This is a genomic window from Pseudoalteromonas sp. S327 (assembly GCF_005886415.1).
GTDB lineage: Bacteria > Pseudomonadota > Gammaproteobacteria > Enterobacterales > Alteromonadaceae > Pseudoalteromonas > Pseudoalteromonas atlantica.
This window is the reverse complement of sequence record NZ_PNDP01000082.1, coordinates 1-13,072: the sequence shown is the minus strand read 5'-3', so window position 1 is coordinate 13,072 and position 13,072 is coordinate 1. Positions and strand designations below refer to the sequence as shown.

Genomic DNA, 13,072 nt, shown 5'->3' with positions numbered 1-13,072 from the left:
ACCAGAGTTTGAACAGCCATTTAATAGCTGTGCACTTAATGTAGAATCTAAAAACTACACAGAAGCTGAAGCCATTTGTACACAAGCAATTACCTTATTAAAAGAAAGCCGTGGCCCACGTTTAAAAGTACGCGAACTTACATCGTTTGCATTAAGTAACCGTGGTGTAGCCCGCATGATGGCTAAAAAAGACACCGCAGGCCTTTCAGATTTATACGAAGCGTATCAAATTTCTAAAAACTCACTGGTATCTCATAATTTAACGCGTGCTAAAGAAGATTTATCGTTATAAATTTATTACTTAGCACTTAAAAAGCCCCCGCGAGTTTATAAACTCGCGGGGGCTTTTTAGTTTTAATTTTTGAAATTAACCAATGTGAGTTGTTAATTTTTAAGCGGTTTTAATGTGTGTTCTCACTTAAATACCTATTTTAATAGGGGGTTTTAAACTTAAAATATGGTAATAACACCATTGCAAATAAGGTTAACCGAGAATTGCAGGGTTAATTGTTTTTAAAAGCGGGATATTTTACTAATGACGATGCGTATATAAAATGCTCTAAGGGTATTAAATTTCTTTATATTTGCGCCTATTTTCATTAAAGTACTTAAAATATAGCAAATTCAGTTAATATTAATCTTTGTAAATAAGTTTATGTTTAATGGCATTTAGTTGTTTTGTGCATTTTTCTAATTAAAACTAAAAATAAATAAGTAACTGCACTTTTAATGGAACTGCGTGATTTTAGCGCAGATAAAAGGATTTAAAATGAAACTTACCTTCAATCGCATTGTTGCATCTTTTTTTGCAGCAACTGTTAGCCTCTCTGTAACCGCCGAAGATATAGAGCTATACGTAAACCATAACGTAGAAACCGATGAAAACCCCCGTGTTGTGATTATTTTTGATACCTCCGGAAGTATGGGAAGTAAGCTTCCTTACAACGGACCTAAAAAAATAGATGCAGCTAAAGATGCCATGACCCAACTGGTTAATGATAATAGCGCCATTGACTTTGGTTTAATGCGTTTTAATGGTAACAACGGTGGTTATATTATGGCTGGTTTAGGCTCATCACATGACACTATTTTAGGCCAAATTGAAAAGCTACCTGCTAGCGGAAACACCCCCGTTACAGAAACCTTATGGGAAGCCTACCTTTATATGACAGGCCAAACTGTTTGGTATGGACAAAATACCAATCAACGTGACTTTAGTGTAGAGACCAACGACAACCCTTTAACGCCCCCTGATTATATATCGCCGTTTAGACAGGCATATGGTTCGCAAGAGCGCTGTGATAATTCTATAAATTTAATATTAATGACCGACGGCGACCCTACTCAGGATAATAACCGTAATGACGATATTAAAGATTTATACAAGCAAAAATTTGGTTATAACCCAAGTAAAACAAGTAACAGTTATTTAGCGGTATTAGCGCAAATAATTCATGGTACACAAGACGTTGAAATAGATCTTTACGAAGACACACCGGAAGTAGCAGACACAGGCCGCGTATTTACTATTGGTTTTGGTAGTGGCATGAGTAGCAAAGGTAAAACGCTTCTTGAAAAAACTGCTGAACTAGGTGGTGGCGAGTACCTTCACGCAGATACCTCAGCAGAGCTCTCTGAAGCATTAAATAATACTATTTCTAGAATACGCGAAGTAAACGATAGCTTTTCATCGCCTACGGTTGCCAGTAATAACGTTGACCAAACCCGCAGCCGAGAAGCAATCTATTTTGCTATGTTTTACCCAGAGACCGGGGCTCGTTGGGGCGGCAATTTAAAAAAATTAGTTATGTCGGGCTCTAACATAGTTGACTCCACAGGCCGTGAGGCAATAGGTGATGACGGCCTAATTAAAGAAGACGCTCGCACGTTTTGGCTACCTTCAAATAAACCGGCCGATGGTAATTTAGTCGCACAAGGCGGCGTAAACTACTTACTTTCAAGCTTAGACTCACAAAGCCGCAAACTGTATATAGATTCGCACGGTAGTATTGTTGATTTTACCTTTGATAGAGTTAAAGAAATTTTAAATATAGTGTCAGACGCCATAGGTGGCATCATACCGGGTACTAATATTGCTATCTCGCGCAATGATATTAATTGGGCAAGAGGCATGGATGTAGATAACGAAGATAGCGATAGCTCATCAGTAGATCAGCGTGCCAATATTTTTGGTGATCCTTTGCATTCTAAACCGGTATCTATTGATTATGGTGATGGCAACATACGTATTTTAGTGGGCACTAATGCTGGCTTTTTGCACATGTTTAACGATAAAGGTAACAGCATTGAAGAGGAGTGGGCGTTTATGCCTGCTGAGCTGTTAAAAAACATACCTGCACTTCGTACCAATCAAGCCAATACTAAAGTATATGGTATGGATGGGCCTATTAGTGTGTTTTTTAACAATAAAAGTTTAAACAGTGACGGCTTAAATGACGGAGTAATAGATGCCACTAAAGGTGATGAAGTATGGGCATTTGCTGGCATGCGCCGCGGGGGTAAAAACTATTATGCACTTGATATTAGCTCACCAGATAAACCAAAACAGCTTTGGAGTAAGCCTATTGTAGGCGGCTCAGATGGGTTTGAATACCTAGCTCAAACCTGGTCAAAACCACAAATAGCCTATATTAAAGCGTTTGGAGATGAGCCTTTACTGGTATTTGGTGGCGGATACGATACAAACAAAGACAACGCGATTCGTAGCGAGGATAAATCAGGCACGGGAATTTACATTGTTAAGGCTAAAACTGGCGAAAGAGTATGGGCGTTAACGCCCGAGGATAACAATTTCCAAGGTAAGCACAGTATAGCTGCTGATATAGCAACGCTTGACTCAGATTATGATGGTTACATTGACCGTTTATATGCCACCGATACTGGGGGTAATATTTGGCGTGTGGATATGCCAGGCTCAGACAAAAATAGTTTTTCTCATTACAAATTAGCAGAGCTTGGCAGTTCATTAGCAACGCAAGACCGACGCTTTTTTTACAAGCCACTAGTGGCACGTACTATGTTTAGTAAAGTGAGCAAAACGAGCTATGGCGGTGAAGAAATAACCACACGATTAGATACGCCTTACGATGCAATCGTAATAGGCAGTGGTAATCGCTCAAATCCGCTTGCAACCAATGAGCAAGATCACCTTTACATGATTCGCGATGAACAAACCGTAACTAAAACCTTCGAGTCACAAAATACGCCAGAGCCCATAGTGCCAAGTGAATTAATGCTTATGAATGACGACCCATTTGGCAATGCACTAGATAATGTAGATGAGTTTGTAGAACTTGAAGCTGATTTAGCAGGCTTTAAAGGGTGGCGATATGAGCTAAGTAATGGTGAAAAATCATTGGCTGCAGCCACCGTAGTAGGAGGCGTAGCTTATTATACATCGTTTACACCTGCACTAGAGTCTGATAAAAATCAGTGCTCTTTAACAGGGGGCGGTGGTGCAATGTACGCTTTTCATTTGCACTATGGCACAAAAGTGTACGACCAACTTAAATTTACTACCAGCTACGATGTACCCGACACCGCTCAGTTGTATTTTGGTGAAGGCGACTCATGTATAGATGCTAATAATAATGGATTATGTGATGTGCCAACACCGGATGATGGTGACCCAGATGACGGTACCCCAGGTGGTGGTTACGAGTACGAAGAAACAATACCTGTTAGCCAAGTAAGCCAGTTTTATTTAATCGGCCCGAGCCTTACTGGTGAAGGCGCAGTAAACCCTATCAAACCGCCTGAAATTAACGGCCCAGGGTTAACTGTTGTTGATGGTAAAGTTAAACTTGTAAATGACAGTGATACATTAGGCTTTGGCTTTAAAACGCAGCAAACCTACATATATAAACGTGAAGAAAACGATTCTTCATCTGATTAGGTTAGCCTTAGCTCAGGCGTCACAACGCTTTATTATTTACCGCGCATGCCTTTAAAAGGCATGCGCTAACTTTTCTAGCTAATACTAAAGAGCCCAAAGCAAACCTTGCTACGTTAAAGTGTTCTGCTTAAGAAAGCTCAACAATGAAATTTTTGCCTAAAATTCAACGCGCCTCCTACCTAAAATAAATTACCTAACCAAGCGAATTTGTATTAATAAAAGCCAACATTGCTTTTCGCTAGCCAATGCTTATTCGCAATTATTGTGTTTAAATATTATAAAAAGAGGGTTTATTGTCCCTATATTGAAAATAGACATACGGGTAATAATTGGTTTATGAATTGTTCGTAAATAAACCAATTAATGTGTAAATAAATATTAAATAAGTCACTAAATAGTAAAGCAATATTTGCATAACATGGTTAAAAAAAAGAATTATAAAACTTACCATTTTAAATGGTTGCTAGTGCTTAATTTTGCCGCTATTTTAAGGTTAAGTTGTATTAGATGGAATTAGTATGAGTTTCAAATTGATCTCTTTTTGCTATTGTATTCCCGTACTCTTTTTAAATGGTTGCGATGAGGAAGTGAGTTTATTTAGTAGCAGTAAAACGCCGTCAGTGGCTAAAAACGAAAACGCTAATTTACCGGCTACTGCTATTAAGCAAAAGCACCTTGTTGTAGAAGGCCTAATAGAGGGAATTGTACCAAGTCACTGTAAACGTGGTGAAACAGCATATATAAATGCAAAAATGCAAAAGGTTATACGCAACCCAACCGCAAAAGTGACTTATACACTAAAGCCCACTGATAATATTTTGTCTGTGTGTGTGGCCAATGATAACTCAGCTATTACTTATCGTTATGGCACTGAGCAAAAAATTGGCCTAGAGTATACGGCCACTGCGGCGCAGCCATTTGGTAGCTACTATCGTCAAATAGGGAAAGTAGGCGAAAGTATTTTGTTTTTTAACAAAGGCAATTACTATTACTACATTATTAATGCTGGTGGTATGGGCAGTGGTGTTTCAGTGAACGTATATAAAAATAAAACGCTTATTGCGGAGTTTTTCTCTGGTAATGAGGCGTATAACGACTTTGTTATTGCCAGTAATTTAGACTTGCCGAAGTCGTTGGCAATAGAGCTTCAACCACATATAAACACAATGCAATGAATGGATTAAGTAAAGCACATTGTAACATTATTGAACAAGGGCAGTGGTTTTCTAAGCGTGATGCACACTTAAAACAGTTTTTACTAAGCCACGCAAAAACTTTAAGCCTTAGCGCGCACCAATCTCTTTTTTTACGAGGTGATAAACACGACGGTATTTATGCTGTATTAAGTGGTGTGGTGCGTATTAGTGGGGTAAGTAATAATGGTAAAGAAGCTGTTTTAAGCTTTGTTGACGCCTCGCTGTGGTTTGGCGAAGTCACTTTATTTGACCGCGGAATGCGCACGCACGATGTTTATGCGCAAACCGATGTAACACTGTGTTTTATTGGGCAACGCGCACTTGAGCAACTGTTAAAACAATACCCGCATTATTGGCAAGACTTTGGGTTACTCCTTGCCCAAAAATTGCGAGTTATGTTTACTAGCATGGAAGATCACGCACTATTAAGTGCCGAGCAGCGCGTTGCAAAACGCTTACTTATATTGTGCGCGCATTTAGCGCATAGTAATGGCCATACGTTTACTTTGTCTCAGCAACAATTGGCTGATATGACTTACCTTACACGGCAAACCGCCAATCAAATTCTAAAAAAATTAGCAAAGCAGCAACTCATTGAGGTCGGTTATAACAAAGTGACCATTTTAAACCAATCTGCTTTAGAGCTACTTTGTAATCAGTAAATGTCGGCTCCCCGACAGAGTGATATTTTAAAAGCCTGATATAGTGTAAAAAAACACAATAAAAGGCACACACATGAAAACTCTACAGCAACAGCTTGGTACATACGGTTTGTACCATCGCTCTAAACGCAATGTTTTAACTCATTTTTTTGGTATTCCGCTTATTGTATTTGCGGTGCTGTGCTTGTTAGCGCGTATTCAAATACCCATTGGCAGCCTGCTTATTGATGGCGCGCAGCTTTTTGTTTTTGCAAGCGTGGTGTATTACTTAATGCTGAGCGTGTCGCTTGGTTTAATAATGGGTGTACTGTTTACCATATTGCTTTTAGCAGCGCAGCCAATCGCTGCTATGGCTTTTTGGCCTTGGTTAAGTATTGGTGTGGGCGTGTTTGTATTTGGCTGGGTGCTGCAGTTTATTGGCCATTACTATGAGGGTAAAAAGCCTGCGTTTGTAGATGATTTAATTGGCTTAATTATTGGCCCGTTGTATGTAACCGTTGAGTTTTTATTTTTAATGGGGCTTTATAAATCGCTAGAGCATGAAGTTAACGCCATAGCAGGCCCTACCAAAGCATAACGCTAAGCGGCTTAAATATTGAGTTATTCTAGCGTGCTAAATAAAGCGTTAACCGCGTTATAAATCATATATATGTCGCTATAAACGTATAAAACTTAACACGATTGCTATTAGCAGCGGATAAAATAATAAAGGCAAATAACCCATGCAATACAACAATAAAACCGTATGGATCACCGGCGCATCATCAGGTATTGGAAAAGAGCTCGCAATACAGTTTGCAGCACTGGGTGCCAAGGTTATTTTATCAGCCAGAAGTGTTGATAAACTTAACGAACTAAAACAAAGCTTACATGGGGATGGCCACGTAATTGTGCCTCTTGATTTGTCAGCGCCTGAAGCTGTTTTAGCTCAGGTTACTGATTTAATGTGTACATTACCTGCTATCGATATTTTAATTAATAACGGTGGGGTATCGCAGCGCAGCTTATTTTTAGAAAACGAATTTAATGTTTACCGCCAATTAATGGAAGTTAACTATTTTGGCCTCATTGCACTTACCAAAGCGGTAGCGCCTACTATGGTTGCTAGGCAAAGCGGTACAATAGTCTCAATTAGTAGCGTTGCGGGTAAAGTAGGCTCTAAATTTAGAACGGGCTATTCAGGCTCTAAATATGCAGTAGTGGGTTTTATGGATTGCCTGCGTGCAGAGCTTGCAGAGCATAATATTCATTGCTTAACTATTTGCCCCGGCTCTATTAAAACCGCCATTGCACATAATTCGTTAAACGAGCAAGGCATAGCACAAAACAAGCCAGAGCACTCAATAGAAAATGGCATGGATGTAAGCCTAGCTGCTAAAAAAATGATCCTCGCAATTCATAATAAAAAAGACGAAGTGATTGTTGGCAAAGGCCTAAGTAGCTGGGCACCGACCATTAAACGGTTTTTTCCTCGCGTATTTAATCGATTAACCGCTAAAACAAACTATCGGTAGCATCGGGCGATTTAGAGATATAAAATGCTGTAAATTCAATCAATTTAGACAAGGATTCTAAATGAAGTATTTATGGCTTGGCCTGTTTTTTATTGTATTAACTTGGTCCGGAATTAACCCAAAAGATCAGTTTACTTGGCTGCTTGAAGTTATTCCCGCAATAATTGGTTTAGTGCTTATGGCAAGCAGCTATAAGCATTTTAAACTCACCCCCATTTTATATGGCTTTATATTAGCGCATTGTATTGTGCTAATGGTTGGCGGGCATTACACCTACGCCGAAGTCCCTTGGTTTGATAGTTTATTTGGCAGTGAGCGTAACAACTACGACAAAATAGGGCACTTTTTTCAAGGGTTTGTGCCTGCATTATTAGCGCGTGAAATATTACTACGTAAAAACGTAATCAATGGTAAAGGCTGGCTAAATGTGTTTGTTGTATCGATATGTTTAGCGTTTAGTGCTTTTTACGAACTAATAGAGTGGTGGGTTGCAGTGTTAAGCGGTGAAAACGCAGAAGCATTTTTAGGTACGCAAGGGTACGTATGGGATACTCAATCTGATATGGGAATTGCCTTACTTGGGGCTATTTGCTCGATATTGCTGCTTTCAAAAGTACACGATAAACAGTTAAAAAATGTTAAAGATTATTGATTCAAATTTTATGATTAAAAGACAATAAACTATGACTGTAAATACCCACAATTTCACGATAAGCACAGATAAAAGCAAGCTTAACTTTAACGTTATTTATAACTTTATTGCTAATAGTTATTGGGCTAAAGGAATACCTAAAAGCGTGATGCAAAAAGCGATTGATAACTCAATGTGTTTTGGTGTTTACAGCGCTGATAACGAGCAAGTTGGTTTTGCCCGCGTAGTAACCGACAACGCCACTTTTGCCTATTTGGCTGATGTATTTATTACCCCAGATTTGCAAGGTAATGGTCTGAGCAAGTTACTGGTTAAAACGATAGTAGAGCACACTGAGCTGCAAGGGCTCAGGCGCTTTTTATTAGCCACTTCTGATGCGCATGGCCTGTATGCGCAATACGGGTTTAAACCGATAGACAACCCAGCATTGCTAATGCAAATAAATCCTGCAAATGTGTATGAGGGAAATACTCCAGAGGTATAGTAAATTGGGGAAGGGCAATGTCTATGTAAGCAAGTTGTATGGATAATACAAAAAACTAATAAGCCATTGACATTAAAACTTATTTCAACTTATTAGGTTGAGATATGATGCTTTTTAAAGGTATATGATTTCCTAGTGCAGACATATTTGTATTCATCCATTTAAGAGCGTTGGATTGTGTTTGATAATAAATAACAACTGCTAATTTCTGCTCTTCACAGCACTGACTTAATAATTTATTCTCAAATTCACACTCATTAAATTTCTGCTCGCATAACCTCATTCATACACATAACGCCGCGCTCAGCCGCGGGAGGTACTTGGCACTTTATTTGCGGATTTTTGCAACCAAAGTGATAACTACCGGAGGTCGCTTGCGGCCCCATGTTATAAGTTTTTAGTCTAAAGTTTACTATAGATTCCTATAGGACTCTATAGTAAAATACAACAATCACTTACTACTCAGGTCTATACCTCTGTGCCCAGAACATTCTACCCCCAAAAATCGAAAGATATAGAGGCGAGCCCCCCGCATCCCAAGGGCACTTCATATAAAGTTTCTGTAGGTCTAGAGGACTGGGGAGATGGTGAATTTAAGCCTGTATCCAAAGTTCAAATTTCATATGATGGCGTAGTCTCTGGTCGCAAATGCCCATCTTATCCTGTTGGCACTGATGATCAGGAAAGAGTGCACAATTGTGTATGTGAACTTACTGCCGAATACAAAATTAAGGGCAATAGCGATGCCTAAATTTTTTGAGTTTTTTTCAGGAGGAGGAATGGCGCGCCTCGGATTAGGTGGTGAATGGAAATGCCAGTTTGCCAATGATATTTGTGCTAAAAAAGTTTCTACCTATATAGAAAATTTTGGAGATGATGAGATTTTAAAAGAAGACATTTATAAACTGAATGCATCAAATCTACCCGGTAAAGCAGACCTTATATGGGGCTCATTCCCATGCCAAGACTTGTCATTAGCAGGTAACGGAGCTGGCTTAAATGGTGAGCGCAGTGGAACCTTTAAAAAACTAATGTCGATTATAAAGGACCTTAAGGTAGAAAAGCGGCAACCAAATATCATTGTTCTTGAAAATGTTGTCGGCGCTATTACTTCGCATGGTGGTAAAGACTTTGAAGCTATAATTGAGGCACTTTCAAGTCTGGGGTACTACACTGGGGGCGTTGTAGTAGATGGTGCTTCATTTGTACCTCAATCACGACCTAGACTGTTTGTAATCGCGACAAAAACCCCTAAAACACGATTTTTAACTCTAATTAGTAAAGAACCTAACCCTGAGTGGCACCCTTCTAATTTGATTAAAGCCCATTCTGCATTACCAGAAAAACTGCAGAAAAAGTGGGTCTGGTGGTCTATGCCAACTCCTCCTAAGAGAGATAAAAACTTAGTTGATATTGTTGAAGAAAATCCAACTGATGTTAAGGAGCTAGGCACTGGAGAAGTAAAGAAGCTCATCTCAATGATGAGCGAAACAAATCTAGAAAAACTTAATCAAGCTAAAAGGGAAAATGGACTGGTTGTCGGAGGATTGTACAAAAGGGTAAGAAAACAAAAGAATGGAGAAAAACTTCAAAGAGCTGAAGTGAGGTTTGATGGCACCGCAGGGTGCTTAAGAACCCCCACTGGAGGTTCTAGCAGACAAACCTTAGTTCTGGTTGATAATGGCGAAGTAAAAGCTAGACTGCTATCTCGCAGAGAGGCCGCTAGACTAATGGGTGTCCCGGATAATTATAAGCTACCTAGCAAATATAATGATGCATATCATGTGTTTGGTGATGGCTTAGTAGTTCCAGCTGTTTCTTGGATTGAAAAGCATTTGCTCAAACCTATCCAAGAGGCCTCATAATCTACACTTCGTCTTCTCCTGAGTCTGCCATAAAGCCTTTGTAATATTTGTCTGTCCTATTGAAATGAACCCTAAGCATACGTCTTTGTTCTGGGTTATTTTTTACCTCAAGAATGTGGCTAAATAGATTAGTTAAGTGCTCCATTTGTCGCGGTAATCTGCGCGATGGTTCCAATCGCTGTAATCGCTCTTCTTCATGCATAATCGGTACAGTTTGTTTAACGGGTACCTCTGGAGTTATTTCAGTAGATACTGGTAGCTTTCCGTTTACTAATGGACTAATTGAATTGTAATAACTTATTAAATAGTTTTCTAAGCTTGTTATTTTATGTTTTTGCCTATCTTTCTCCGCTTTGGGTGTTCCTTTAGGGAGTTTTTCTCCTACTGGCCATGCCCAAACTTCGTAGATTTCCCAAATATCAAGCTGCCTATTCGCAATAACATCGCTTCTAGCACTCGTCAAATGGCGATTTACCCTTGCTCTTATTCCATCGGTAGATTGCCCAATATATATTGGACTTTTGTCTAAATCACATAAAGCGTAAACACCAACTTGATCAGTCAGCTCACTTAACATTTCTTTTCTTACTGCTTTTATATCCATATTTCTTCTTGTTAATAGGTTAAAAAATGCGACGGATTAGCCCACGTATAACGCTTTGTTAAGTTGCAGACTTTACATGCTTTTTTCTTCTTTCTTTATCAATTTCCAACAACTCTCTACCCTTTTCTATTTGTTCAGATGTCGGTATTGGTAATTCTTGAAACCACTTTTCCCAGCGCTCCATTAGGGCCTGTATAGAAACTTCATTAAACATGCCATTTGCTTGCCCGTGAATCAAAGGAAAAAGCTCAGTGGCAAGGGGTTTACCTTCCATTTGGCGCTTGAATATCCAAATATAAATATCAACTATTTCTAATCCCGAACTATCGGTTCCAGGAGTGCATTCAATTGGCACTGATGGCATATGCCTTAAATCCATTGTTGGCATTCCTGGGCCAAACTCCATGGGTTCATCTAAGTTTTTGGTATTTCGATATAAATCTGAAATCCATTCTTGAGCTTTATTAAATTCTGACTGGCGATCTACAACTACTTTTGTAGCTTCTGATTTTGTATTTTCTAATCGGGTAGCAATACCAAGCATTACAGATTGAAACCCAATAAGGTTTGGAGATATCAGAAGCTTATCTTCTTTTGAAGTGGCGTGATAATAAATTTTACTCGGGTTTTCAATTGCCCACTCCAGCGCATCAGTAATAATTTCTATTGAGCGCTTATCTGGCAGATGATGAACTCTATTAAGTAATTCTTGGCAGACTTCAATCAGTTCTTTTTCTGCAAATTCTTTATTAATTGCAATCCGTGCTTTCCAAGATTTTTTTAATAAAGCCTCATCGAATAAGAAACTTACTTTTGAAACCAAAACATATCTCAATGGTGTCCAATAAGCATTCCAGGGTACAGCAGGGTTATTACCTTGATCAAAAACCTGATCGAAAAAACACAATGCCGCATGGTCTTTTTTAGTTACTCGATAGAAATCAAAGGATAAATTGTATTTTTCTTTAAGCGCTACTAAATCATCTACGATACTAACAAGTCTACCATTGCCTAATTCTGCTGCATGAAGCCTTTCAACTCCCAAATAATTTCTAAGCTTTTCTACATGAGGCAAACTGACTTCATCAAGGTTAAATTCAGAACTTAAAACACCGTAGTATAAGAATGGTTGGTTATTATCAAACAATTCTAACCCTGTTTGACCACTTTCATCTACATAAAAATACACGGAACTTCCCTGATGCAACTTAACGGATTTATAAGACGAAGCTTTCCTCTTTTTATGAGCAATGTATGTCCTCTTATTTATTTTTAATATTAATAACAAATCTTGTAACACATTGCGAGTATTAAACTTTAAGTTAGGCTGTTCTTTTAATAATATGCAGAAAAGAGGAAAGAGTCCTCATTTTCTGACTTAGGAGGAAAAACGCCTGCGCAGTAAGCAAATACAGCGCTAAAGATTTAAAATGAAAACCAAACCCCTTTTTTAAATCATTTAACCGCCAATAAAAACTGCATCGAAAATATAAGTAACCGCTTTAAGTACATTTGTTTATGCAAGCCTATTATAAAAGGTGGTTTTTGGCTGGTGGAGGCTATAAAACGAGGTGATGAATTATTTACTAAACGCGTCTTTCTACTTTTAAAACAGTACAGACACGATATTTATACCAATCGACTTAAATATTTAGCCTTTCTCGCGTGCTAAATAAAGCGTTAACTGCGTTATAAATTTCTCATGTAGAAAAACTACATGTCGAAATTTATGCCTTGTTATCACTCTATTTATCCGTCGCTATAAATGTCTAATTACTTAACACGATTGGTATTATCTGGCTTTTTTAGCCTCAAGCGCTTCTATTTCACTCCAGATTTTTTCGGCTTCTGCGCTTAACATGGCGTAGCTTTTAATGTCGCCTTTACGCTGAGCTTGCATGCCTTGCTCAAGCTTTGCATCGTACTCTTTGCGTAGTTTTTTTGTCGGGTCTGATTTAAATAGTGAAAACATGGGGCTCCTTAGTTTTATAAAAGTATAAGGGCGTGTTGATCTTTGCGGATTGAAATTTGTTCAATCTAGGGGCCATTAAATCGCGGCGCAAGGTTTGTAACCTAGTGGGCTCGATAACTGCTCCTGCGTTATTCTAATGACTTACATCCCTGTAAGAATAAGTAAAAACCGAGCAAAGCTTCCGCGTCCTGCTCACTCCCAATAACT

At 38.7% G+C, this 13,072-nt stretch carries 12 protein-coding genes; 9 read left to right on the top strand and 3 right to left on the bottom strand.

The window, feature by feature from the left end; all coding sequences use genetic code 11:
• The 9 genes from CWB60_RS19630 to CWB60_RS19585 form a co-directional block, all read left to right on the top strand.
• On the top strand, positions 1 to 292 hold a 292-nt coding region (locus tag CWB60_RS19630; RefSeq protein ID WP_138628018.1), incomplete at its 5' end, for a hypothetical protein.
• 477 nt (positions 293 to 769) lie between these two features.
• Positions 770 to 3,916 carry a PilC/PilY family type IV pilus protein gene (locus CWB60_RS19625; protein ID WP_138577914.1) on the top strand — a complete coding sequence of 1,049 codons (3,147 nt, stop codon included), beginning with the start codon at positions 770 to 772 and terminating at the stop codon, positions 3,914 to 3,916.
• A gap of 518 nt (positions 3,917 to 4,434) precedes the next feature.
• On the top strand, positions 4,435 to 5,091 hold the full coding sequence (locus CWB60_RS19620) for a hypothetical protein (protein WP_024033418.1): 657 nt from the start codon (positions 4,435 to 4,437) through the stop codon (positions 5,089 to 5,091).
• Complete coding sequence (locus tag CWB60_RS19615) at positions 5,088 to 5,774, top strand: Crp/Fnr family transcriptional regulator (protein WP_024033419.1); 687 nt, start codon at positions 5,088 to 5,090, stop codon at positions 5,772 to 5,774. The genes CWB60_RS19620 and CWB60_RS19615 overlap by 4 nt, the downstream gene beginning before the upstream one ends.
• 73 nt (positions 5,775 to 5,847) lie before the next feature.
• Entirely contained in the window at positions 5,848 to 6,351 is a 504-nt protein-coding gene (locus CWB60_RS19610; protein ID WP_138577916.1) for an Mpo1 family 2-hydroxy fatty acid dioxygenase, read from the top strand.
• A gap of 145 nt (positions 6,352 to 6,496) precedes the next feature.
• Positions 6,497 to 7,288, top strand: coding sequence for an SDR family oxidoreductase (locus CWB60_RS19605; RefSeq protein WP_138577918.1), 792 nt, complete (start codon positions 6,497 to 6,499; stop codon positions 7,286 to 7,288).
• A gap of 61 nt (positions 7,289 to 7,349) precedes the next feature.
• On the top strand, positions 7,350 to 7,940 hold the full coding sequence (locus CWB60_RS19600) for a DUF2238 domain-containing protein (RefSeq protein ID WP_138577920.1): 591 nt from the start codon (positions 7,350 to 7,352) through the stop codon (positions 7,938 to 7,940).
• A 31-nt stretch (positions 7,941 to 7,971) separates the two neighbouring features.
• Positions 7,972 to 8,424, top strand: coding sequence for a GNAT family N-acetyltransferase (locus CWB60_RS19595; RefSeq protein ID WP_138577922.1), 453 nt, complete (start codon positions 7,972 to 7,974; stop codon positions 8,422 to 8,424).
• Positions 8,425 to 9,167: 743 nt separating this feature from the next.
• Positions 9,168 to 10,289, top strand: coding sequence for a DNA cytosine methyltransferase (locus CWB60_RS19585; protein WP_138577925.1), 1,122 nt, complete (start codon positions 9,168 to 9,170; stop codon positions 10,287 to 10,289).
• Between the two features lies 1 nt (position 10,290).
• Here CWB60_RS19585 and CWB60_RS19580 read toward each other — a convergent pair whose 3' ends face one another.
• From CWB60_RS19580 to CWB60_RS19570, 3 genes are all read right to left on the bottom strand, one after another.
• Positions 10,291 to 10,893 carry a GIY-YIG nuclease family protein gene (locus CWB60_RS19580; protein WP_138577927.1) on the bottom strand — a complete coding sequence of 201 codons (603 nt, stop codon included), beginning with the start codon at positions 10,891 to 10,893 and terminating at the stop codon, positions 10,291 to 10,293.
• A 58-nt stretch (positions 10,894 to 10,951) separates the two neighbouring features.
• On the bottom strand, positions 10,952 to 12,082 hold the full coding sequence (locus CWB60_RS19575; RefSeq protein WP_138577929.1) for a DUF3800 domain-containing protein: 1,131 nt from the start codon (positions 12,080 to 12,082) through the stop codon (positions 10,952 to 10,954).
• A gap of 603 nt (positions 12,083 to 12,685) precedes the next feature.
• Complete coding sequence (locus CWB60_RS19570) at positions 12,686 to 12,865, bottom strand: DUF6435 family protein (RefSeq protein ID WP_029772742.1); 180 nt, start codon at positions 12,863 to 12,865, stop codon at positions 12,686 to 12,688.
• Between the last annotated feature and the right edge of the window lie 207 nt (positions 12,866 to 13,072).